We start from the raw sequence: 21,971 nt of genomic DNA on the forward strand, positions 1-21,971 counted from the left end.
ATCCTTGTCGGTCCCATTGCAATCCAGGATTGCCGTGCCGTCGATGCCATTCGTGATCCCGCCCGACCACCCCAGCCTGCCGGGACATTTCCCCGGCCATGCGCTGGTCCCCGGCGTGGTCCTGCTGGACCGGGTCCTGGATGCGGTTGAGCTGATGCAGCCCGGGTTGGAGCTGGCGGGCCTGCGCCTGCCACGGGTGAAGTTCCTGCAGCCCTTGTTGCCCGGCCAGCCCGCACGGGTGGAGCTGACCCGGTTGGAGCCTGCAGGCTGGCGTTTCCAGGTATTGCGTGGAGACACCGTATTGGCCCGGGGCGACCTCCTGGCCGGAGCAGCACGGTGACCGGGCTCTGGCAGCGGCGGCCCGAGGGTGGCAACCGCACCGCGTTGCGGATGATCGCCGCTATCGCTCGTGGTGCCGGACGCTGGCCGGCCCGGCTGCTGCTGGTTCCGATCACCGGTTACTTCCTGCTCACGCGCGGCCCGGAGCGGCGCGCGTCACGCGCCTACCTGACCCGGGTGCTGGGCCGGCCCGCCAGACTGACCGAGGTCGCCCGTCATATCCACGCGTTTGCCGCCACCATCCTGGACCGGGTGTTCCTGTTGGGCGGTGAGCTGGATCGCTTCGATGTGCGTGTGCAGGGCGCGTCGGCATCGCTGGCCCAGATCGCGCGCGGTCGTGGTGCGCTGATGTTTGGCTCCCACCTTGGCAGCTTCGAGGTGTTGCGCGTGCTCTCCACAACCCATCCGGAGGTCCAGTTGCGGGTGGTATTGGATGTCGGCCACAACCCGGCCCTGACCGCCTTGCTGGATGCGCTGAACCCCGCCGTGGCGCGAACCGTGATCGATGCAGGCCAGGGCGGACCTTCGGTGTTGCTGGCCATCAAGGAAGCCACCGATGCCGGGGCGCTGGTCGCGCTGCTGGTCGACCGGGTCCAGCCGGGGCAACCCTCGCACCCGGTCGAATTTCTGGGCGATGTCGCCCGGTTCCCGCTGGCGCCCTGGCAGTTGGCCAGTGTGCTTGATGTGCCACTGGTTCTGGGTTTCGGGCTGTATCGCGGTGGCAACCGCTACGACCTGGTGTTCGAGGTGCTCAGTGAAGGGCTCTCGATACCCCGCAAGGAGCGCCCTGCCAAGCTGGCCGCCCTCGTTCAGGGTTACGCCAGCCGCTTGCAGCACCATGCATGTAGTGCGCGGTACAACTGGTTCAACTTCTATGACTTCTGGCAAGCCGATGATGATGCGACCGATCTCCACCGCCCTGGCACTGACACTGGCAGGCGCGTTGTTGCCGACCACCGCGACGGCTGAGGCGGCCGCGCCGCAGACGGCAGCCAGTCCGGCAACGGCCGCCAACCAGGTGGACAGCGACTGGATCCTGGCTCGCCTGGCGCGTCCGGCGCCGATGCGTACCGCCTTCGTCGAGCTGCGTGAGTCGCCGCTGCTGAAAAATCCATTGCGGCTCAGCGGCGAGTACCGCCAGCCTGCGGCTGGCGTGCTGGTGCGTGAGGTACGAGCGCCCTATGCGGAAACCACCACCATTGCCGCTGGCGAGGCGACCATCGAGCGCGCCGGGAAATCACCACGCACGTTCTCGTTGACCCGCGCCCCGGAGCTGGCCAGCCTGCAAGCGAGCTTCGGCGCGTTGCTGTCGGGCGATCGCGCCGCGCTGCAACGACACTATGCCGTCAGCAGTGACGGCAGCCGCCAGCAATGGACCCTGACCATGGTGCCGAAGGACGCGCAATTGGTCGCGAAGCTGCGCGATATCACCCTTTATGGCCAAGGCGCGGAGCTGCGGTGCATCGAGACCCGGACCACCGCGGACCCGGAGCCGCAACGCACCCTGTTGGCGGGCGCCGCGCGAGACGCGGCCGGTGTCGACGATGCAACCGCCCTGGCCAGGTTGTGCCACCGCAGCGGCGTGCCTGCGCGATGAGTCCGGCACCATGAGTCCTACGCGGCGGCTGGCGCTGGCGCTGGCGTGGTTGGCGCTGTTGCTGGGCGCGGGCTGGTGGATCGGCCAACACCTGCAGCTCAGCGGCGACCTGCGCAAGTTCATGCCCGAGGCGCGCACGCCCGAGCAGAAGATGTTGATCGACGAGCTTGGCGAAGGCCCGGGTTCGCGTTTGTTGTTGCTGGCGTTGTCCAACGATGACCCGCAGGCACTGGCGCGACAGTCGACCACGCTGCGCCAGACGCTGGCCGACGATGAGCAATTCGCCTTGGTGGCCAATGGCGAGGTGACCGGGCTGGAGGCGATCCCTGAGCGATTGCGCCCCTACCGATATTTGCTGTCCGACACCCTGGATTCGCAACGCCTGGATGCGGATTATCTGGCCGACCAGTTGCAGGCGCGGGTGCAGGATCTGGGCTCGCCGGCAGCCGCGCTGATCGAGCCGCTGTTGCCGGCCGATCCGACCCTGGAAATCCTCGCGCTGGCGGAGGATTGGCAACCCGAAAGCGCACCGCAGCGCCTGCACGGGGTGTGGTTCGATCAAGCCGGCGAACGCGCCTTGCTTGCGGTGCAAACCCAGGCGGCGGGGTTCGACCCAAGCGGCCAGCAGTCGGCGGTGACCGCGATCGAACACGCGTTTGCACAGGTTCGGGATGACAGTCCGGCGCGGCTGGTGATGACCGGTCCCGGCGCATTCTCGGTCGAGGTCGGCGGACGCACCAAACGCGAGGCCAGCTTGATCGGCACCCTGGACGGGCTGGTGTTCGCGCTGCTGCTGCTGCTCGCCTACCGCAGCTGGAAGGCACCACTGCTGGGTGCATTGCCGCTGGCCAGCGGTGGACTGGCCGGTCTGGCTGCGGTCGCGTTGGGGTTTGATGGCGTGCACGGGATCACCGTGGCGTTCGGCTTCACCCTGATCGGGGTCGCCCAGGACTATCCCATCCACCTGATCAGCCACCAGCGGCCCGGTTTGTCGCCGTGGGACAACGCGCGTGAGCTGTGGCCAACCCTGGGCACCGGCGTGGTCGCGACCTGCATCGCCTACCTGACCTTCCTGGTGTCGGGCGTGGAAGGCCTGAAGCAGCTGGCGGTGTTCACCATTGCCGGTCTCGGCGTTGCCGCGCTGGCGACGCGTTTCCTGCTGCCGGGCCTGATCGATACCGCCGAGAACGGCGGAAATCCATACGATGCCGCGGCTTCACCGACCATGGCGCGGTTATGGAAGCGGTTCTCGGGCTGGCCGCGGATGGGCGTGGTGTCATGCGTCTTGCTGGCGCTCGTGGCCGCTGCCGTCGCCGGATTCGCTCCGGGGTCGTTCTGGCAGAACGACCTGTCCAGGTTGACCCCGGTGCCGGAGCATCTGCTGGCCCTGGATGGCGAGCTGCGCGGCGAGCTGGGAGCTCCCGACGTGCGCTACCTGGTGACCCTGCAGGCCGATGACACCGAATCGGTCCTGCAGGCTTCCGAGCGCCTGCAACCGGTACTGCGGCAGTTGCGCGACGACGGGCTGGTGCAGGGGTTCGAGCTGGCCGCACGCTACCTGCCCAGCGCCGCGACCCAACGCGCACGCCAGGCGCGGCTGCCCGATGCCACCGTTTTGGAGGCAACGCTGGAAGAGGCGGTGGCGGCAAGCCCTTTCCGAAGCGACGTCTTTGCGCCGTTCCTGACGGATGTGGCGGCGGCACGCGTTGCGCCACCGTTGACGGTCGGTGACCTGGCCGGGACGCCGCTGGCGGCGAGCGTCGACGGCTTGCTCGTACGCGGCGATGGGCATGTCACGGCCCTGGTCGCCCTCAGCGGGCTGACCGATCCGGTTGCCGTCGCCCGCAAGATCGAACCGCATGGCGCGACGTTGCTGGACCTCAAGCAGGCGTCCGAGTCACTGGTGGCCGAGTACCGGGAGCGCTTGTTGTGGGCGTTGGCGTTGGCCGCGGTGCTGTTGATTGCCACCGTGTGGGCGGCGCTGCGTGACTGGCGCCGGGCGTTGCGCGTGGTCGCGCCGATGGCCTTGGCGACATTGCTGCTGCTGGCGGTGTTGCGTGGGCTGGGCGTGGAGCTGAACCTGTTCCACCTGGTCGCGCTGATCCTCGCCGCCGGGCTGGGCTTGGACTACGGATTGTTCTTCGATCACGCCGGGGACGATCGCGACTGTCAGCTGCGCGCGCTGCATGCGATCGTGGTGTGCAGCCTGGCGACGCTGCTGGTGTTTGCGCTGTTGGCCAGCTCCAGCATCCCGGTGTTGCGTGCGATCGGCAGTACCGTGGCGATGGGCGTGCTGTTCAATTTCGTGTTGTCGTTGTTGATAGTGCGCCAGGACGCAACCGGCAAACCGTCGATGGCAACGTCACGGGACCTCGCACGGAGCCGACTGTGAGCCGGCCCGTCGGGCGCGATGAGATTGCCCGCCTGATCCCGCACCAAGGCCAGATGTGCCTGTGGGACGAGGTGCTCGACTGGGACGCGGACGTCATCCATCTGCGCACCACGCGTCATCGCGATCCCGCCCACCCGCTGCGCAGCCACGACTGCCTGCGTGCGATCCATCTGTGCGAATACGGCGCGCAGGCGATGGCGGTGCATGGCGGGCTGCTTGCGCAAGCCGCGGGCGGGGTCGCGCGCCCCGGCATGCTGGTTTCCTTGCGTGCGGTCGAGTTGCATGTTGCCCGGATCGACCAGCTTGCCGGCGACCTTGTAGCCGAGGCGCGACTGCTGATCGGCGGCGACAACGGCTGGCAGTACCACTTTTGTATCCGCCACGCCGGAAGCCTGCTGGCGGAAGGGCGCGCCGCGGTGATGCCGCAACCGGATCCTGCTTCGTGAAGCCTTCGCCGTCGTGCGTGCGAGGATGGCTTGACTGCCCTGGAGACCCCTGATGACTGAACCACCCGTCCCCCGTCGCGCACTGGTCACTGGCGGCAGTGGCGATATCGGCAGCGCGATCTGCGCGCGGCTGGCGGCTGATGGCATGCATGTCATCGTCCATGCCAATGCCAACCTCGAGCGCGCGGCCCAGGTGGTCGCGGCGATTCACCACGAAGGCGGCAGCGCGCAGGCGGTCGGCTTCGATGTCACCGATGGCGCCGCGACGCGTACGGCGATCGATACCTTGCTGCTCGATGGCCCGATCCAGGTCGTGATCAACAATGCGGGCATCCATGACGATGCGCCGATGGCCGGGATGGACGAGGACCAGTGGCGACGGGTAATCGACGTATCCGTGCATGGTTTCTTCAACGTCACCCAACCGCTGCTGCTGCCGATGGCGCGCGCGCGTTGGGGACGGGTCGTCAGCGTGTCATCGGTCGCCGCGGTGCTGGGAAACCGCGGGCAGTGCAACTATGCCGCCGCCAAGTCAGCGCTGCATGGCGCCAGCAAATCCCTGGCCCGGGAGATGGCCAGTCGTGGGATCACCGTCAACGTGGTCGCGCCGGGGGTGATCGAAGGTCGCATGGCTGACCAGGCGTTTGCACCGGAGATGATCAAGCAGATCGTCCCCGCCGGCCGCGCCGGGCAACCCGCCGAGGTCGCCGCCCTGGTCGGCTTCCTGTGCTCGCGCGATGCCGGCTACATCAATGGCCAGGTCATCGGCGTTAATGGCGGGATGGGCTGATCAGGGCGATACTCAAGCCAACTGTGTCCACTCGGGCGACCCCGAGGAGTTTCGCCATGCGAATGAAGACTGCGCTCGTTGTGTGCCTTGCGCTGGCCGCCAGTGGCTGCGCCAGCACCTCCAAGGTCATGCTTGGCCCAGCCCGCCCGGCCATCGCGCCGGCCCAGGTCCGGGTCTATTTCTCCCCGCCGCCGGGGCGTTATGAGGAGATTGCGATCCTGGAGACCTCCAGCGGTGGCTTCACCTATGGCGAGCAGAACAAGATGAACGCGGTGATCGGCAAGCTGCGGGTGGCCGCGGCCGCCCTGGGCGCCAACGGCGTGCTGTTTCAAGGCGCGGCGGAAGGCTACGGTGGCAGCAATGTCGGCATCGGGGTCGGCAGTGGCCGCTTTGGCGGTCGCAGCCACGTCACTGGCGGCATCGGGGTGGATATCAGTCCGACCCAGAAGCACGCGGCCGGGATAGCGGTCTACGTGTTCAATCCGCCGCCGGTGCAGTCGCGCCCGATCGTTCCTGCGGATTGATTGCTGGCGCTGTTCCGTACCAGAACGGCTCCAGCATCGGCGCGCTGTCATCGTCGATCCTGCCTTTGTCGATCGCGCCGCCCAGCAGCGCCGTCAGTCCGTGGTCGTCACTGTGCGGGTACTCGCTGCGCGCCCGCGCCAGCAACTGGGTCGCCAACCGCGCCATCAACGCGACGTTTTCGCCCACGCGGGCGACGAAGGGGTCGTCGTCCAGCTCGTCGCTGATTGCGGCGTTGATGCGACGGAACCAGTCGATCGGGTACTGGTCCAGGTCGCGGCCATCCAGCGGACCCTCGATGCTGCTGGATTGCTCGGCGTTGCGCTCGCCCCACTCACGCAGCAGCGGTTGCATGGCCGCGTTGAGCGAGCTGGCGCGCTCCAGCGTCCCGCGCAGCCGGCCCAGTATCGGTAGCGCCGTGAGTCGCGCGCTGATGAACAGCGGCGCCAGTACCGACCAGTAATAGGTGTAGTCCCAGATCACCTTCAGCGGCATCACCCGGGCATCGCCGAACAACGGGTACTGGTCCTGGTACAGGGTCAGGGTGCTGCGGTAGAACGAGAAATACAGCTGCTGGTAGATCTCCGCGTGTGCCGCGAATGGCTGGCCGGCGCGATCCTTGCCGATCAGGTCGCAGACGTAGCTGTTGCTGATCGCGATGAAGTCGCTGCCGGGCGAATAGAACGGATCCAGGAACACCCCGGCGACGCCGGTGATCGCCCAGCGGTTCGTACTGAACACCTGGGTGCAGCCGTGCGAGAAGTGACGCAGGAACTTGAAGTCCTGTACGCGATGCTTGTCTTGCCCCAGCGCCTGGGCCATCCGCGGCTGGTGCTCGGCCAGCCAGGCCATCGCCTTGTCGTGGGTATTCATGGTCGTCAACGGATGCATCCGCGCATCGCACACGATGCCCAGCGAGTGCGAGTCGGACGACAGCGGAATCAGCCAGAACCAATAGCCCGGGCCACACATGTGGTTGGTCGACTGCCAGCGCAGTGGCGGCTTGCAGCGTTGCAACCACGCCTCGTTGCTGGACCAGTCGGCGGGATCGACGTGGCCGTCCACGCGCCACCAAGCGGCGTTGACGTCGTGGTCGTTGGACTCGGCCAGGCCAAGCTTGTGCTTGAGCAGCCCGGTGCGCCCGCTGGCGTCGACCAGCCAGCGGGCCTGCAACGAATCGCTACTGCCGGCATGCTCGAAGCGCACGGCATGCGGTTCGTCATCCCCGCCCATTTCGATTCCACGCACCACCGTGCCATCACGAAAATCCACCCCGAGGCTGCGCGCGTGCAGACCCAGATAGTTCTCGAACCGGCCGCGGTCGAGCTGCCATGACGGCGCCGGCAGGAACTCGCTGATTCCCAGCTCGGTGCAGCGGTCCACTTCCTGGCGGCCCTCGCTGAAGAAGAACCGGAATCCGAACTTCCGGATGTGCTCGCGATCCAGGTAGTCGCGCAAACCCAGCACTTCGGAAAAATAATGCGCGGCGATCTCGACGGTGGATTCGCCGACCTTGAACGCTGCCTCGCGCACTGGATGGGTGTTGCGCTCCAGCACCGTCACCTGGATATCCGGGTCACGCTGCTTGAGCTGTATCGCCAGGCACAAGCCTGCAAGTCCTCCGCCCAGGATCACCACGTCGGTGATGGCGGGTTGGCTCATGAGCTGGCTGTCTGCGGCATCGGGGCGCTGGCAAACTCGCCTGTCGGGTCGTGGATCAATGGCGGATTGGCGCGGATACGGCGGTAGGTTGCCGGCATCTGCAGCGGGTGCAGTGACTGGCGCACGATGTGCACGGTGATCCGGGTGAAGTCGCGTATCGGCCGGAAATGGCTGCGGCGGAACGATTCGGTCGGCGGAAGATGATCGGCTCCGGCTTCCGGCGCAGCGCACTGGTAGCGTGATTCGATCGGCACCGACACGCAACGTGCACCCAGCTCGCGTGCCGCCGAGATCAGGATCTGGGCTTCGAACACGAAGTCGTCGCCGGGCACGTCGTCCAACGCGGCCACCGCCGCCGGATACAGCCGCTGGCCGCTCTGGCTGTCGGCGACCTGGTAGCCGGTGCCCCAGGCAATGCCCCAGTCGCCGAACGCATTTGCCAGCCGCCGGTAACGGGGTTGTCGGGCGCGTTTGCGCATCCGTGCGCCGATCACGACGTGGTCGGGGTAGCGGTTGGCGGCATCGATCAGTCGCGGGATGTCGCTGGCGCTGTGCTGGCCGTCGCCATCCATCGTCACGATCGCCTTGGCCCCCAGTCGCAGCGCCTCCTGGAACCCGTTGCGCAAGCTGGCACCCTTGCCGAGGCGAGACGGGTGGCGCAGTACCGTGATAGGCAACCCTGCGACCCGGTCCAGGGTCTCGTCGTCGGAGCCATCGTCGACCAGGATCACGTTGCGGCACTCGGCCAATGCTCCCTCAACCACCCCGCGGATGCGCAAGGCCTCGTTGAGCGCGGGGATCACCACGGCGATGTTGTTGCGATCCAGGCGTTCAGCCATGCGCAGCCTCCGGTGGGACGATCGTGACCTGCAGTATCCGTCCCGGCCCGGCATTCAGCGTGACGACGGGCTGACCGGTGGCAAGTGCATCAAACAGCGGCAGTGCCGGCGCCATCGCGTTGGCGTCCGAATGGCGCGCGAGCGCACCGGTTGCGACGGGCGCGTCGCCATCGATGAATGTGACCTGGATCCGCGGAGCACCCGGCTGCGGATCGCGTGACAGCACCAGCGCACCACCCAGCATCCCTTCGCTGCGCGAGACCTCGGCCAGAGGCCCGGTCGTGGCGCTGTCGTAGCCGACCAGCAACACCGCCTCCTCGCCAGTGGCCAGTTGCACCAGCGCCTCCAGCAGGCCCTGGGCAAAGGTGGCATCGAAGGCGCTGATCGCGGTGGTCGGGTGCATCGCGCCGGTGCCGATGGTCCAATACCCGGCGGCGGCGTTGTGTACCGAGTTGTGGAAGCGGGTCGGCGAAATCGTCTCCGGCTGGCTGGCGAGGGTCGCGCACATGTAGTCCGTGATCGCCAGCTCGCCGTGGGTGGAGGCAAACACCGACGGCAGCTCGGCCGGATCACGCCCGGCGGCCTCGCAGGCGGCCAGTGCCACCTCCAGCGCCACTGCGACAGTGCCTGGCGCGCGCCGGCGCTCGTTGGGCGCGAGCAACTGTGGTGACGGACGTTTGGGGGCCGTGGCCGGCCGTGTTCCGTCGACAACGAATGCGCACGCGGCGTCCCAGGACGGCAATCCATCGGCCCAGAACCCGATGCCTTCGATGGTGGCGGTGAGCGGGCTGCTCATGACCGGCCAAATACCAGCGAGCAGTTGTTGCCGCCAAAGCCGAAGGAATTGTTCATCGCGTGGGTAATCCCGGCGTGGGCATTGTCGAAGCGGATCTGGGCACCGCAGGCCGGATCGGGTGACTCGCTGTTGAGCGTGCCCGGCAGCAATCCATGCTCGAGTGCGAGCAGGGCGAACACCGACTCGACGATGCCGGCCGCGCCAAGGGTATGGCCGGTCCAGCCCTTGGTCGAGCTGGCATGCAGAGTGGCCGGGAAAATCGCATTCACCGCCGCCGCTTCGATGCCATCGTTGGCCGGCGTCGCCGTGCCGTGCAGGTTGAGGTAGCCGACCTGCCCGGCGTCGATCCCGGCTCGGGCAAGTGCATCGCGCATTGCGTACTGCGCCCCCAACCCTTCGGGGTGCGGACTGGACATGTGGTGGGCATCGCTGGATTCGCCATAGCCGCGCAGCTGCAAGCCAGTCTCGCCGGGTTGCGCGCGCTCCAGCAGTGCGAAACCACCCGCCTCGCCGAGTGACAGGCCGCGGCGATTCGCATCGAACGGCTTGCACGGATCCGGCGACACCACCTGCAGCGAACCGAAGCCGTACAACACGCTGCCGCACAGGGTATCCACGCCGCCGACCAGGGCCGCATCGACCAGCCCGGCCTGGATCAGTCGCGCGGCCTGGGCAAACACCTTGGCGCTGGACGAGCAGGCGGTGGCAACGGTGACGCAGGGTCCGCGCAGGCCGGTGACGTGGCGGACGAAGTCGGTCAACGAATGCACGGTGTGGACGATGGGACGTTCCATGTCGGCAGGGAAGTGCGAGTTGCCGTCGGCCCCGGTTTCCAGTCGCCGGTAGGCCTCCTCGCTGGCACCGATGCTGGAGGTCGACGTGCCCAGTATCAACGCGATCCGTTCGGCGCCATGCCTTTCGACTGTCTCTGCAAGCGCGTCCGGCAGGCCGTCTTGCTGCAACGCGAGCCAGGCCAGGCGGTTGTTGCGGCACTCCCAGTTGGCGAATGCCGGCGGCAACGGCGCATCTTCCAGCCCATCGACCCGACCGATCCAGCACGGCAATGGCTGGCCGTCGGTTAGCGGGCCGAAATCATTGCGCCGCAAGCCGCTGCGGCGTTCAAGCAGGGCCGAGCGCTGGGGCTGGATGCCGCAACCCAGTGCGGTGGTCGCGGTCCAGGCACGCAGCGCAAGCGGCGTCATCGGGGCAGGGGAGCGGGGCGAGATGGAGGCTGGCGACACTCGGAGATCCTGTAAGCGGGTTGGGTGGTCGATCGCTCGCGTCGTACAGCGCGCGAGTATAAGCGGCACCCGCCGAGCGCGGCATGATGGTTCCGGTTTATGGTCTACGTCGCGCCAGCCTACTGCTGGTGGCGTTCCAGTCGACCGGCAGGGGTAAATCAATGGGTGCGATGAATGGCAAATCTCGGTTCTACGGTGCGTTGGTGAGTGGATTGCTCGCGACGACGATGCTGCCCGCGGCAGCACAGGACGCGCCGCGGGTACTGACGGCCGACGACTACGCACGCGCGGAAGCGTTCCTGGGCTACAACACCACGCCGCTGCTCGACCACGCGGTCAACACGGTGGTGTGGCAGGACGACGACCACTTCTGGTTCCGCGACCACGACGCCGACGGCGACCATTTCTGGCGGGTCGAGGCCGCCACCGGTGAGGCCACGTCCGCATTCGATCGCGACCTGCTGGCGGCCGCGCTGACCGACGCGGGCGCCGAGGATGTGGACGCCACCAAACTGGCCATTGCCGACGTCCAGATCGCTGCCGATGGTCGCCTCGACATCAGCTTGCGCAACAAACAGCACTATCTGTGCGACCTGCAAGCCGCCCCGGCCTGCGTGGCGGCGCGCGGTACCGATACCCGCAAACCGGGCAGCGAGGCGGCCGGCACGCCCGGCAATGAGCCGGTGGTCGAATCGCCCAATGGCAAGCGGGCTGCGTTCATTCGTGACTGGAACCTGTGGGTGCGCGACATCGACACCGGCGTCGAGACCCGGCTGACAACCGACGGCGTGACCGATTACGGCTACGCCACCGACAACGCCGGCTGGACCCACAGCGATCGCGCGATCCTGGTGTGGTCGCCGGACTCGAGCAAGATCGCGACCTTCCAGCAGGACCAGCGCAAGACCAGCGAGATGGTGCTGGTCGGCACCAACGTCGGCGCGCCGAAGGTCGAGCGCTGGAAGTACCCGTTTGCCGGCGACGAGTACGTCACCATGATCGAGCGCGTGATCATCGACGTGGGCGCGACCGCTTCAGGCACGCCTACCGTCACCCGCCTGCAGATGCCGCCCGACCAGCATCGATCAACCCTGTGCGACGACGTCAGCTGCGACGGCGGCTGGGAAGACGTGCAGTGGGCGCCGGATGGTAAGACGCTCGCCTTTGCCTCGACCTCACGCGACCACAAGGACACCTGGCTGCGCGTCGCCGATGCGGCCACCGGCAGCGTGCGTGAGGTTTATCACGAGCACGCGCCAACCTATTTCGAGAGCGGCAACGGCAAGGTCAACTGGCACTACCTGCCGGACGCCAACGAGTTCATCTGGTTCTCAGAGCGCGCCAACTGGGGCGACCTGTATCTCTACGACCTGGCCAGCGGCAAGCTCAAGCACCCGATCACCACCGGCGAGGGCAACGTTACCCGGGTGCTCAAGGTCGATCCCGAAACCCGCACCGTCTGGTTCCGCGGCGTGGGCATGGAAGATGGCCGCAACCCGTATTACCAGCACTTCTACAAGGTCGGATTCGACGGTGGCGAGCCGGTACTGCTGACCCCCGAAGACGCCAACCACACCGTGACCCTGTCGACTGACGGCACCTACTTTGTCGATGCGTACTCGACCCCGAGCATGCCCCCGGTTACGCTGCTGCGCCGCGCCGACGACGGCAGCACCATCGCCGAGATCGCCCGCGCCGACGACAGCCGCCTGCGCGCCATCGGCTGGGTGCCGCCGACCCCGATCACGGTCACCGCCCGCGACGGCAAGACCACCCTGTACGGGCTGATGTTCACCCCGACCGACCTCGACGAGTCGCGCAAGTACCCGGTGGTGAACTACATCTACCCCGGCCCGCAGACCGGCTCGGTGCGTGGCCGCAGCTTCAGCGCCGCGCGCAGCGACCACCAGGCGCTGGCGGAGCTGGGCTTCATCGTGATCGCCATCGACGGCATGGGCACGCCGTGGCGCTCCAAGTCGTTCCACGACGCCTTCGGCGGCGACATCGGCGACAACACCCTGCCCGACCAGGTTGCCGGCCTGCGCGAACTCGCCGCGCGCCACCCGTGGATCGACCTCGACCGCGTCGGCGTCTGGGGCCATTCCGGCGGCGGCTACGCGACCGTGGATGCGATGTTCACTTACCCGGACTTCTACAAGGTCGGCATCTCCGAGAGCGGCAACCACGACAACCGCACGTACGAGGATGACTGGGCCGAGAAGTGGCAGGGGCTGGAGGTCGCCAACAAGGACGGCAGCAGCAACTACGATGCCCAGGCCAACCAGAACCGCGCCGCCAACCTGCAGGGCAAACTGCTGCTCGCGCACGGGATGATGGACGACAACGTGCCGCCGCAGAACACGCTGCTGGTGGTGGACGCGCTGGTCAAGGCGAACAAGGACTTCGACCTGCTGCTGTTCCCCAACGCCCGCCACGGCTTCGGCGAGGACACCAACTACATGACCCGCCGCCGCTGGGATTACTTCGTCCAGCACCTGATGGGCGCGACCCCGCCGGCGCAGTACAAGATGCAAGCCGCCGACCAGTGACCTGACGTCATTGCCTTGAACATCACCTCCCATCTCCGCCGCGACTGGTTCGGCAATATCCGAGGCGACGTGCTCGCCGGTCTGGTCGTCGCACTGGCGCTGATCCCCGAGGCGATCGCGTTCTCGATCATCGCCGGGGTCGACCCCAAGGTCGGCCTGTACGCCTCGTTCTCCATCGCCGTGGTGATCGCCTTCACCGGCGGTCGGCCGGGCATGATCTCCGCCGCCACCGGGGCGATGGCGCTGGTCATGGTCACCCTGGTCAAGGAGCACGGGCTGCAATACCTGCTCGCCGCGACCGTGCTGACCGGCGTGCTGCAGATGGTCGCCGGGGCGTTCAAGCTCGGCAGCCTGATGCGGTTCGTATCGCGATCGGTGATCACCGGTTTCGTCAACGCGCTGGCGATCCTGATCTTCATGGCCCAGTTGCCCGAGCTGACCGGCGTGCCGTGGACGGTGTACGCGATGACCGCCGCCGGGCTGGCGATCATCTACCTGTTCCCGTACCTGAGCCGTGCGATCCCCTCGCCGTTGGTCGCGATCGTGGTGCTGACCGTCGTCGCGATCGTACTGAAGCTGGACATCCGCACCGTCGGCGACATGGGCGAGCTGCCCGACAGCCTGCCGATCTTCCTGCTGCCGGACGTGCCGCTCAACCTGGAAACGCTGTGGATCATCCTGCCGGTCTCGGCCACCTTGGCGGTTGTCGGCCTGCTGGAGTCGCTGCTGACCGCGCAGATCGTCGACGAGCTGACCGACACGCCCAGCGACAAGAACCGCGAATGCGTGGGCCAGGGCGTGGCCAACGTCACCACCGGATTCATCGGCGGCATGGCCGGCTGCGCGATGATCGGCCAGTCGGTGATCAACGTGAAATCCGGGGGCCGCGGTCGCCTGTCGACACTGGTCGCCGGTTCGGTGCTGCTGTTGATGGTGGTGTTTGCAGGCCCGTGGGTGAAGCAGATCCCGATGGCGGTGCTGGTGGCGGTGATGATCATGGTCTCCATCGGCACCTTCAGCTGGTCGTCGATCAAGAACCTGCGCCATTACCCGACCACGTCCAGCATCGTCATGCTCGGCACGGTGGTGGTCACGGTGTTCACCCACGACCTGGCGCGCGGGGTGCTGACCGGCGTGCTGCTGTCGGCGCTGTTCTTCGCCCGCAAGGTCGGCCGCGTGTTGCATGTGGCCTCGGTTGCCAGGGACGATGGCAACGAGCGCAGCTACGTCGTGACCGGCCAGGTGTTCTTCGCCTCGGCCAGTGCATTCACCGCCGGCTTCGATTTCCGCGAGGTGTTGCAGCGGGTCAGCATCGACGTCTCCAACGCGCGCTTTTGGGACCTCAGTGCCGTCGGCGCGCTGGACAAGGTGGTGATGCGTTTCCGCCGCGAGGGGACTACGGTGGAGGTCATCGGCCTGGACCAGGCCAGCGCCACCCTGGTCGACCGGCTGGGCGTGCATGACAAGCCCGATGCCGAGCGCCTGATGGGTGGCCACTGAGGAGAACGTCGTGATGAGCCAGGCCCCCACGTTCGCCGAACGCCGCGTGCTCGCCGCGGTCGATGTGTCCGGTTATGCCGCCAGCGTTGCCGCGCACGCCGGCTGGGCCGCGTCCCGGCTCGGAGCACCGCTGGAACTGATGCATGCGATCGACCGCGAGGCCGCGCCGGTCACTATCGACCTCACCGGCAACCTGTACCTGGGCACCCAGGAAGGCCTGCTGGAAGAGATGACGCTGCTGGACGAGCAGCGCGGCAAACTCGCCCAGCAGCGCGGGCGTGTGATGCTGGAGCAGGCCCGCGGGATCGCCGAAACGCACGGCGCCGCGGCGACCGTCCGTCAACGCCATGGCCCGCTGGCGGACACCCTGCTTGAGCTGGAGGACGAGATCCGGCTGTTCGTGCTGGGCAAGCGCGGCGAGAACGCCGACTTCGCCCGCGGCCATCTTGGCAGCCACCTGGAGCGTGTCATCCGCGCCGTGAGTCGGCCGGTCCTGGTGGCCCCGCGCGCATGGAGGCCGATCCAGCGATTCATGATCGCGTTCGACGGCAGCGCCACCACCCGTCGTTGCGTCGAACTGGTGTCCGCCAGTCCCCTGCTGCGCGGACTGCCGTGTGACGTGCTGACAGTCGGCGATGCCGCCGAGGTACAGGGCGAACCGATGCAGTGGGCGCAGGCACAACTGCAGGCCGCCGGCTTCTCACCCGAGATGCGTGCCGTGCCCGGCGCGCCGGAGAACGTGATTGCCGAGCAGGTCGCCGCGCGCTCCATCGACCTGCTGGTGATGGGCGCCTACGGCCACTCCCGCATCCGCAACCTCATCGTCGGCAGCACCACCACCCAGGTAGTGCGCAACTGCCCGATCGCGGTGCTGCTGTTGCGTTGAGTTGGCGGATCGATCTACCGATTGCTTCCGGGTTCGTCATGACCGGTGAGTGCCGCAACGTACTCCGGAGAATCCGACAGGTTGTTGTGGTTCGCTTCGGCAATCTTGACCACCGTCACCACGCCCGCAGGAAATGTATCGGCCAGCCGCCGGGAGCTCTCATTGGGGATGATCCGGTCATGGCCCGCGATGATGATCGTGGTTGGCGCCTGCAGTTGGCTGACATAGCGCCAGGATTCATATTTGTCCTGCAGCAGAAGTCGTGTTGGAAACAGTTTGAAGCGTTCGGTCGCCAGTTCCAGCAGGCTGTTGTAAGGGGTGACCAGGACAAGCCGTTCGATGGATCTTGACGCGGCAACCTGGGCCGCGATTCCACTCCCCAGACTGCGGCCGACAATGGATATCCGCGGGTGCTGTTCAACCACGCGGTCAAACAACGCCGTTGCGTCCGAGATCAGTGCGCGTTCCGACGGCGTTCCAGTGCTTCCGCCATAGCTCCGGTAATGCATCGCGTAGATGGCGGCATCCGGAAACGCCTGACTCAACAGTCCGACTGCCTGGGATACATCTTCAGCATTGCCGCCGAAATACAGCACGGCACGGTCACTGTCGATGCCGTTGGTGGATACGAGAACCCGTGCGTCACTTTGCTGCAATGTGATCGTTGGTGTGTCGACGCTGCGGCTGGTGGGGTAGTAGATGTAGGAGCGCTGAGACAGGTAGAGCAGTCCGCAGATGGCCAGATAGATCAAGCCGATCAGTACCGCGCCAGTCGTCAATGTCTTTGAAACTCGACTCATGGGAGCCTGATGTAGCCAATGTTTTCCACGCGGTCCCGCGTGGTCCACTCAGGAGTAAGGATGGGTGCGGTGACTGATGTAGAGGGCCCTGCCCTGTAGATCGAAGATCATGTTGAAGTGCCTCAGGACGTCCATTCCCATGACGCTCATTTTCTGCGTTCCAACAGAGCCGGCGAAGAATCCTGTAGGAACGTCCTGAAGCGATGTGGCGCCAAGGCCAAGTACGGGCAAGGTTCCCTTGTGGACTTCAATATTGTTACCGAAAGAGTCTTTCAGACTGCTGGTTTCCGTAATATCTATCTTCTCCCTCAGGCGCGTTCTCGCTGAAAATTCATCGTCAAGAAGAAGTCCGCCGGAGTAGCCGGAGTGGACCAGAAACCGGTGCTTGTATGGCCGTCCCGCGATGGTCAGCTCCGCCTCGACAAACAGGAGGTCGTCATTCGATGTGTCCAGATCCAGCCGATGCCACTGCTGTGCTTTTGCGGGCAAATTTTCATGGGTGAGGATGATGTTTCGGGCAAAGTCGATTTCAACCATGCGGCTCTGAAAAAAATCCAACCCGAACTTGCCGTCGGTGGCAGTGCCGGAATTCTTGTCCTCCCAGACGATGATGTTGTCGCGACTCAACGATCCGATCGTCATGCGGTTCCCTACGCTTACCCGGGAATCGGATTCGCCACCCCAGCTTTTAACGGAATGGGTGTCCGTGAAGACAATGCTGGATGAAGCGGTGACCGCATCTTCTGTCAACGTGACATCGGAGCTTGCCGTGTGAAGCATCAGATCGAATGAGTCGGCGCCATTCAAGGTTGCCTTGACAACGATATTGTTGTGCTCATTGACCGTGAACGGAACGACGGTGCTATCCGCGCTGGCATAGCCGGAAATGATCGTCGCAAGTATGAGGAAGACGGTGTTGGATCGGATGGAATGACGCATGGCGTTTCCCTGGGGTTTTTCAGAAGTTGTCAGTCGTTGTGCCTGCTGCGTGACGCGACACCTGATGAATTGCCACTCCGATACTCCCATGCGGCCAGCATCGGCGCTAACGTGGCGACGTCGTGGCAGCAGGTGTCGACAGGTGCGTTTCGCTCCACCTTCCCAGCACTTGGGGCGGTGCCCGGTAGAATGCCCCGATGGATGTCTCCCACCTGCTTGACGCGCTCAACCCGGCGCAGCGCGAGGCTGTCAGCGCGCCGCCCGGTCACTATCTGGTATTGGCCGGCGCCGGCTCGGGCAAGACCCGCGTACTGACCCACCGCATTGCCTGGCTCAACGAGGTCTTCGGGGTGCCGACCCACGGCATCCTGGCGGTGACGTTTACCAACAAGGCGGCGGCCGAGATGCGCCACCGGGTCGATGCGCAGTTGCGCAACGGCGCGCGCGGGATGTGGATCGGCACGTTCCACGGCCTGGCGCACCGGCTGTTGAGGCTGCACTGGCAGGAGGCGAAGCTGCCGGAAGCCTTTCAGGTGCTCGACTCGGACGATCAGCTGCGGCTGGTCAAGCGCGTGGTGCAGGGGCTGGAGCTGGACGACACCCGGTTTCCGCCGCGCCAGATCGCGTGGTGGATCAACGCGCAGAAGGACGAAGGCCGTCGGCCGCAGCATCTACAACCCGAGCCGGGTGACCAGTGGACCGACGTCATGCGCCGTTGCTACGAGGCGTACCAGGAGCGTTGCGAGCGCGCCGGGCTGGTCGATTTCGCCGAGCTGTTGCTGCGCGCGCACGAGCTGCTGCGCGACAACCCGGCGTTGCTGGCGCATTACCGCCACCGTTTCCGCGAGATCCTGGTCGATGAGTTCCAGGACACCAACGCGATCCAGTACGGCTTCATCCGCCTGCTCGCCGGCGACAGCGGCAAGGTGTTCGCGGTCGGCGACGACGACCAGTCGATCTACGGCTGGCGCGGCGCGAAGGTCGAGAACATGCAAAAGTTCCTCAAGGACTTCGGCGCGAGCGGCGAGGGTGCGCAGACGATCCGGCTGGAGCAGAACTACCGCTCCAGCGCGAACATCCTGGACGCGGCCAACGCGGTGATCGCGCACAACCCGGACCGCCTCGGCAAGCAGCTGTGGACCGATAGCGACAGCGGCGAGCCGATCGATCTGTACCAGGCCTACAACGAGATCGACGAGGCGCGCTTCGTGGTCGAGCGCCTGCGCCAGTGGGTGCGCGACGGCGGCAGCCACGGCGATGTCGCGATCCTGTATCGCAGCAACGCGCAGTCGCGCGCGTTCGAGGAAACCCTGCTCGGCGAGCAGGTGCCGTACCGCGTCTACGGCGGCCAGCGCTTCTTCGAGCGCGCCGAGATCAAGGACACGCTCGCTTACCTGCGGCTGGTCGCCAACCGCAACGATGACGCCGCATTCGAGCGCGCGGTCAACACGCCCACGCGCGGCATCGGCGAGCGCACGCTGGATGAAGTGCGTCGCCGCGCGCGGGCCGACGGTGCGCCGCTGTGGGTCGCCGCACGCTGGCTGACCACCGAGACCCTGTTGGCCGCGCGTGCGCGCAATGCACTGGCGGGCTTCATAGCGCTGATCGACGGCCTGGATGCCGACATCGTCGAGATGCCGCTGCAGGAGAAGATCGATCACGTGCTCGAACGCTCCGGGCTACGCGACCATTACGCGCGCGAGTCGAAGGGCTCGCTGGATTCGCGCACCGACAACCTCGACGAGCTGGTTTCGGTCGCCGCGCGTTTTGTCCGCAACGACGAGGACGACGTGGCGGCGATGCCGGAGCTGGTTGCGTTCCTCAGTTACGCCTCGCTGGAGGCCGGCGAAGGCCAGGCCCAGGCCGGCGAGGACGGCGTGCAGTTGATGACCCTGCACAGCGCGAAAGGGCTGGAGTTTCCGTTGGTGTTCCTGGCCGGTCTGGAGGAGGGCCTGTTCCCGAACAACAAGTCGATCGAGGAAGCCGGCCGGCTGGAGGAGGAGCGCCGGCTCGCGTATGTCGGCATCACCCGTGCCCGCGAGAAACTGGTGCTCAGCTACGCCGAGGCGCGGCGCATCCACGGTCAGGAAATGTACGGGGTGCCATCACGTTTCCTACGCGAGATCCCCGCCGCATTGCTGCACGAGGTCCGCCCGAAGCTGCAGGTCTCACGACCGATGTTCAACAGCGCGCCGCGCCGGGACTACGGCCACGCCGCGATGGAGACGCCCGCGCTGCCACTGGGCGCGAACGTGCGCCACGCCAAGTTCGGTACCGGCGTGGTCACCGACTTCGAAGGCGGCGGTGCGCACGCCCGGGTGCAGGTGAACTTTGATGATGTCGGCAGCAAGTGGCTGGTGCTGGCGTATGCGAATCTGGAGCCGGGTTGAGGGGTGAGGCCGGCGCAATGCGCTTTGCTTATTGCGCCTTACGGTTTTGCGTGGTTACTTCGGATGCCACTTGTCGTCGTCGCCTTTTTCGTATTTTTGTTTGACTGCAGACCACGCGACCTTGTGTGCGGTCTCCTCGCGCGAGGCGTCGCCGCGGCGGTCGTCGGCGTCTTTGTACTCGTCCCACGCGCTATTGAAGGACTCCTTATAGATCTCCCGCGCGTGCTTGGGCAGGTTGTCACGGACCGGGTCGGGCAGCGCGGTAATGCGGTCGTAAGGCATGACGAAGCTCCTTCTGGACGATGGACTCCAACTATCCGCGTCTACGGTTAAACGCTTGAGAAAGTCCATGGATCCCCGCCTTCGCGGGGATGACGACACCGGATGCTCAAGTCCCCGGGCGCTGCGCCGGCCGGGGCTCGGAGACCTCGCGGCCGCCCTGGGCGCGGCCGGCCATCTCTGCGCCGGCATCCCGGACCAGGCGCGTCATCATCCATACCGAGCTGGCGGAGATCAGCCCGACGGTGAGGAAGGCGAAGCCGAAGTTGATCGCCGCGTCCATCGGCTGCCCGGTGGCGGCGCTGGACACGGCCAGTGCATAGCCACCGATGGTGACGCCGATCGCCAGCGAGACCTGCTGGGCCATGGCAGCGAAACTGCTGGCCGGAGCCATCCGGGCGGGGTCGACGTCGGCATAGATGATCGCGTTGAGGCTGGTGAACTGCAGCGAGCGGAAGCATCCGCCGATCAGCAACACGCTGATCACCAGCGGGTAGGGAGTATCGGCGCGGAACAAGCCGAAACCGCACAGCAGGAACGAGGCGATCAGCGCGTTCACTACCAGTACCCGCCGGAACCCGAACCACTTGATGATGCGCGGCGCCATCGACTTCATGAACATCGAGCCGACCGCGGACACGAAGGTCAGCAATCCGGATTGAAGCGGGTTCAGGCCGAAGCTGAGCTGGAACATCAGTGGCAGCAGGAACGGCATCGCACCGACACCGATCCGGAAGATCGACCCGCCCAGCACGCCGATGCGGAATGTCGGCAACCGCAGCAAGTCCAACTGGATCAACGGGTGCGGGTGCTTGCGGGCGTGGAATACGTACAGCGTCAGCGCGATCAGGCCGACCAGCAGGCAGCCCAGCGCCACGGCTGTATTGACCAGATGCCGCCCCAGGATGGAGAAACCGAAGATGGTCAATGCCAACCCGCTCGACGAGAGCGCAAAACCCAGCCAGTCCAGCGGACGCACCGGCTGTTTCAACATCGGGATATGGCGCCAGGCCATGTAGATGCCGAGCAGGCCGATCGGCAGGTTGATCAGGAAGATGAAGCGCCAGTGGCCGTACGTGGTGATCAGCCCGCCCAGCGGCGGGCCAAGCATCGGGCCAAGGAGCGCGGGGATGGTCAGCCAGCTCAGTGCCTGCAGCAGCCGGTCCTTGGGGATCGAGCGCAACAGCACCAGCCGGCCTACCGGCACCATCATCGCGCCGCCGGCACCTTGCAGGAATCGCGCGGCTACCAACTGGCCCAATGAGCCGGCGATGGCGCAGGCCAACGAGCCGAGCAGGAACACCCCGATGGCGACCATGAAAGTAGGCCGCGCGCCAAAACGGTCCGCGATCCAGCCGCTGATGGGGATGAACACCGCCAGTGCCAGCATGTAGGTGGTCAACGCCAGCCGCAGGCTCACCGGCTCCACCCCCAGGTCCGCCGCAATCATCGGCAGCGAAGTGGTGATCGCGGTGGAGTCCATGTTCTCGATGAACAGCGCGGTCGCGACAATCAGCGGCAGCAGGCGTTCACGTCTCATGTTGGATCGGTCAATGCAGTCCGGTTATCGCGATGGAAGACCAGCCTGGACAAGGGATCATCTGAACGCGCTCAGTCCCAATTAAACAACTCCCAATACACCGGTGACACCGGCGAACCGTCGTCGGGCTTGCCATCGTCGTTCTCGTCCCTCAGGTAATAGCTCGGGCCGCGCGCGGGTGTGACTTTGACCACCTTGAGCTGGCCGGCGACCCGGTATTCCTCGATCACGTCGCCATTGGTCTCCACCCGTTGGGTAACGACCGGGTTGTCCAGCATCGCGGTCGGATCGTCGTTGGTGGCCGTGGTAGCACAGGAGGCAAGCAGCAGGGACAGGGCGAGCGGTGCTAGCAGGGTGATGCGCATGGCTGGGGCCTCGTCTGGGATGTTCGGTGCGCTCCAGCATACGCGTGCGGCCATCGACACTCGATGCCAGTACGTCTAATCCGACTGCGTCGATTTGTG

At 66.0% G+C, this 21,971-nt stretch carries 20 protein-coding genes; 11 read left to right on the plus strand and 9 right to left on the minus strand.

Going from position 1 to position 21,971, the window contains the following annotated elements:
- The first annotated feature begins 43 nt into the window (after positions 1-43).
- Genes ACW7G0_RS12450 through ACW7G0_RS12480 form a run of 7 tightly spaced genes read left to right on the plus strand, consistent with a single transcriptional unit; the run spans position 44 to position 6,088 of the window.
- The gene (locus ACW7G0_RS12450; protein WP_456990027.1) at positions 44-340 is read left to right on the plus strand and encodes a hypothetical protein; all 297 of its coding nucleotides are present in this window, start codon (positions 44-46) and stop codon (positions 338-340) included.
- On the plus strand, positions 337-1,308 hold the full coding sequence (locus ACW7G0_RS12455) for an acyltransferase (RefSeq protein ID WP_456990029.1): 972 nt from the start codon (positions 337-339) through the stop codon (positions 1,306-1,308). The genes ACW7G0_RS12450 and ACW7G0_RS12455 overlap by 4 nt, the downstream gene beginning before the upstream one ends.
- Positions 1,232-1,936 (plus strand): LolA-related protein, encoded by a 705-nt coding sequence (locus ACW7G0_RS12460; RefSeq protein WP_456990031.1) that lies wholly within the window; start codon positions 1,232-1,234, stop codon positions 1,934-1,936. Before ACW7G0_RS12455 ends, ACW7G0_RS12460 begins: the two co-directional genes overlap by 77 nt.
- Before the next feature lie 10 nt (positions 1,937-1,946).
- Positions 1,947-4,328 (plus strand): MMPL family transporter, encoded by a 2,382-nt coding sequence (locus ACW7G0_RS12465; protein WP_456990033.1) that lies wholly within the window; start codon positions 1,947-1,949, stop codon positions 4,326-4,328.
- Between the two features lie 53 nt (positions 4,329-4,381).
- Positions 4,382-4,774: a phosphotransferase gene (locus ACW7G0_RS12470; RefSeq protein ID WP_456990181.1), complete on the plus strand. Its 393-nt coding sequence runs from the start codon at positions 4,382-4,384 to the stop codon at positions 4,772-4,774.
- 52 nt (positions 4,775-4,826) lie between these two features.
- Positions 4,827-5,564 carry a 3-oxoacyl-ACP reductase FabG gene (gene fabG / locus ACW7G0_RS12475; protein ID WP_456990035.1) on the plus strand — a complete coding sequence of 246 codons (738 nt, stop codon included), beginning with the start codon at positions 4,827-4,829 and terminating at the stop codon, positions 5,562-5,564.
- Positions 5,565-5,620: 56 nt separating this feature from the next.
- Positions 5,621-6,088, plus strand: coding sequence for a hypothetical protein (locus ACW7G0_RS12480; RefSeq protein WP_456978001.1), 468 nt, complete (start codon positions 5,621-5,623; stop codon positions 6,086-6,088).
- Here ACW7G0_RS12480 and ACW7G0_RS12485 read toward each other — a convergent pair.
- From ACW7G0_RS12485 to ACW7G0_RS12500, 4 genes are read right to left on the minus strand one after another with little or no spacing between them, the layout of a single operon-like run.
- Positions 6,042-7,748, minus strand: coding sequence for an NAD(P)/FAD-dependent oxidoreductase (locus ACW7G0_RS12485; protein ID WP_456990037.1), 1,707 nt, complete (start codon positions 7,746-7,748; stop codon positions 6,042-6,044). The two genes, ACW7G0_RS12480 and ACW7G0_RS12485, sit on opposite strands and share 47 nt — an antisense overlap.
- Positions 7,745-8,587, minus strand: coding sequence for a glycosyltransferase family 2 protein (locus ACW7G0_RS12490; protein ID WP_456990039.1), 843 nt, complete (start codon positions 8,585-8,587; stop codon positions 7,745-7,747). The genes ACW7G0_RS12485 and ACW7G0_RS12490 overlap by 4 nt, the downstream gene beginning before the upstream one ends.
- Positions 8,580-9,383: a beta-ketoacyl synthase chain length factor gene (locus ACW7G0_RS12495; protein ID WP_456990041.1), complete on the minus strand. Its 804-nt coding sequence runs from the start codon at positions 9,381-9,383 to the stop codon at positions 8,580-8,582. Before ACW7G0_RS12495 ends, ACW7G0_RS12490 begins: the two co-directional genes overlap by 8 nt.
- Positions 9,380-10,585: a beta-ketoacyl-[acyl-carrier-protein] synthase family protein gene (locus ACW7G0_RS12500; RefSeq protein WP_456990183.1), complete on the minus strand. Its 1,206-nt coding sequence runs from the start codon at positions 10,583-10,585 to the stop codon at positions 9,380-9,382. The genes ACW7G0_RS12495 and ACW7G0_RS12500 overlap by 4 nt, the downstream gene beginning before the upstream one ends.
- Positions 10,586-10,785: 200 nt before the next feature.
- On the opposite strand from ACW7G0_RS12500, the gene ACW7G0_RS12505 reads away from it, so the two are divergent.
- From ACW7G0_RS12505 to ACW7G0_RS12515, 3 genes are read left to right on the plus strand one after another with little or no spacing between them, the layout of a single operon-like run.
- Positions 10,786-13,173, plus strand: coding sequence for a DPP IV N-terminal domain-containing protein (locus ACW7G0_RS12505; RefSeq protein WP_456990042.1), 2,388 nt, complete (start codon positions 10,786-10,788; stop codon positions 13,171-13,173).
- 15 nt (positions 13,174-13,188) lie between these two features.
- Positions 13,189-14,673, plus strand: coding sequence for a SulP family inorganic anion transporter (locus tag ACW7G0_RS12510; RefSeq protein ID WP_456990044.1), 1,485 nt, complete (start codon positions 13,189-13,191; stop codon positions 14,671-14,673).
- Between the two features lie 13 nt (positions 14,674-14,686).
- Positions 14,687-15,559, plus strand: coding sequence for a universal stress protein (locus tag ACW7G0_RS12515; RefSeq protein ID WP_456990046.1), 873 nt, complete (start codon positions 14,687-14,689; stop codon positions 15,557-15,559).
- Positions 15,560-15,573: 14 nt separating this feature from the next.
- Here the strand turns inward: ACW7G0_RS12515 and ACW7G0_RS12520 are convergent, their stop codons facing one another.
- Together ACW7G0_RS12520 and ACW7G0_RS12525 are read right to left on the minus strand one after the other, a co-directional pair.
- Positions 15,574-16,338, minus strand: coding sequence for an alpha/beta hydrolase (locus ACW7G0_RS12520; RefSeq protein WP_456990048.1), 765 nt, complete (start codon positions 16,336-16,338; stop codon positions 15,574-15,576).
- Positions 16,339-16,407: 69 nt separating this feature from the next.
- The gene (locus ACW7G0_RS12525; RefSeq protein ID WP_456990050.1) at positions 16,408-17,298 is read right to left on the minus strand and encodes a hypothetical protein; all 891 of its coding nucleotides are present in this window, start codon (positions 17,296-17,298) and stop codon (positions 16,408-16,410) included.
- A gap of 197 nt (positions 17,299-17,495) precedes the next feature.
- On the opposite strand from ACW7G0_RS12525, the gene uvrD reads away from it, so the two are divergent.
- Complete coding sequence (gene uvrD, locus ACW7G0_RS12530; RefSeq protein WP_456990052.1) at positions 17,496-19,688, plus strand: DNA helicase II; 2,193 nt, start codon at positions 17,496-17,498, stop codon at positions 19,686-19,688.
- A 54-nt stretch (positions 19,689-19,742) separates the two neighbouring features.
- Here the strand turns inward: uvrD and chaB are convergent, their stop codons facing one another.
- The 3 genes from chaB to ACW7G0_RS12545 all read right to left on the minus strand — a co-directional run bounded on the left by chaB (position 19,743) and on the right by ACW7G0_RS12545 (position 21,872).
- On the minus strand, positions 19,743-19,970 hold the full coding sequence (gene chaB / locus ACW7G0_RS12535) for a putative cation transport regulator ChaB (RefSeq protein ID WP_456990054.1): 228 nt from the start codon (positions 19,968-19,970) through the stop codon (positions 19,743-19,745).
- A gap of 106 nt (positions 19,971-20,076) precedes the next feature.
- Complete coding sequence (locus tag ACW7G0_RS12540; RefSeq protein ID WP_456990056.1) at positions 20,077-21,507, minus strand: MFS transporter; 1,431 nt, start codon at positions 21,505-21,507, stop codon at positions 20,077-20,079.
- Between the two features lie 71 nt (positions 21,508-21,578).
- Entirely contained in the window at positions 21,579-21,872 is a 294-nt protein-coding gene (locus ACW7G0_RS12545; protein ID WP_456990058.1) for a DUF2782 domain-containing protein, read from the minus strand.
- Between the last annotated feature and the right edge of the window lie 99 nt (positions 21,873-21,971).

It is taken from the genome of Lysobacter sp. A286, assembly GCF_054052105.1.

Coding starts and splice junctions, on each gene's coding strand:
- ACW7G0_RS12450 (WP_456990027.1), top strand. CDS start 44: ATGCCATTCGTGATCCCGCCCGACCACCCCAGCCTGCCGGGACATTTC.
- ACW7G0_RS12460 (WP_456990031.1), top strand. CDS start 1,232: ATGATGATGCGACCGATCTCCACCGCCCTGGCACTGACACTGGCAGGC.
- ACW7G0_RS12465 (WP_456990033.1), top strand. CDS start 1,947: ATGAGTCCTACGCGGCGGCTGGCGCTGGCGCTGGCGTGGTTGGCGCTG.
- ACW7G0_RS12470 (WP_456990181.1), top strand. CDS start 4,382: ATGTGCCTGTGGGACGAGGTGCTCGACTGGGACGCGGACGTCATCCAT.
- fabG (WP_456990035.1), top strand. CDS start 4,827: ATGACTGAACCACCCGTCCCCCGTCGCGCACTGGTCACTGGCGGCAGT.
- ACW7G0_RS12480 (WP_456978001.1), top strand. CDS start 5,621: ATGCGAATGAAGACTGCGCTCGTTGTGTGCCTTGCGCTGGCCGCCAGT.
- ACW7G0_RS12485 (WP_456990037.1), bottom strand. CDS start 7,748: ATGAGCCAACCCGCCATCACCGACGTGGTGATCCTGGGCGGAGGACTT.
- ACW7G0_RS12490 (WP_456990039.1), bottom strand. CDS start 8,587: ATGGCTGAACGCCTGGATCGCAACAACATCGCCGTGGTGATCCCCGCG.
- ACW7G0_RS12495 (WP_456990041.1), bottom strand. CDS start 9,383: ATGAGCAGCCCGCTCACCGCCACCATCGAAGGCATCGGGTTCTGGGCC.
- ACW7G0_RS12500 (WP_456990183.1), bottom strand. CDS start 10,585: ATGACGCCGCTTGCGCTGCGTGCCTGGACCGCGACCACCGCACTGGGT.
- ACW7G0_RS12505 (WP_456990042.1), top strand. CDS start 10,786: ATGGGTGCGATGAATGGCAAATCTCGGTTCTACGGTGCGTTGGTGAGT.
- ACW7G0_RS12515 (WP_456990046.1), top strand. CDS start 14,687: ATGAGCCAGGCCCCCACGTTCGCCGAACGCCGCGTGCTCGCCGCGGTC.
- ACW7G0_RS12525 (WP_456990050.1), bottom strand. CDS start 17,298: ATGCGTCATTCCATCCGATCCAACACCGTCTTCCTCATACTTGCGACG.
- uvrD (WP_456990052.1), top strand. CDS start 17,496: ATGGATGTCTCCCACCTGCTTGACGCGCTCAACCCGGCGCAGCGCGAG.
- chaB (WP_456990054.1), bottom strand. CDS start 19,970: ATGCCTTACGACCGCATTACCGCGCTGCCCGACCCGGTCCGTGACAAC.
- ACW7G0_RS12540 (WP_456990056.1), bottom strand. CDS start 21,507: ATGAGACGTGAACGCCTGCTGCCGCTGATTGTCGCGACCGCGCTGTTC.
- ACW7G0_RS12545 (WP_456990058.1), bottom strand. CDS start 21,872: ATGCGCATCACCCTGCTAGCACCGCTCGCCCTGTCCCTGCTGCTTGCC.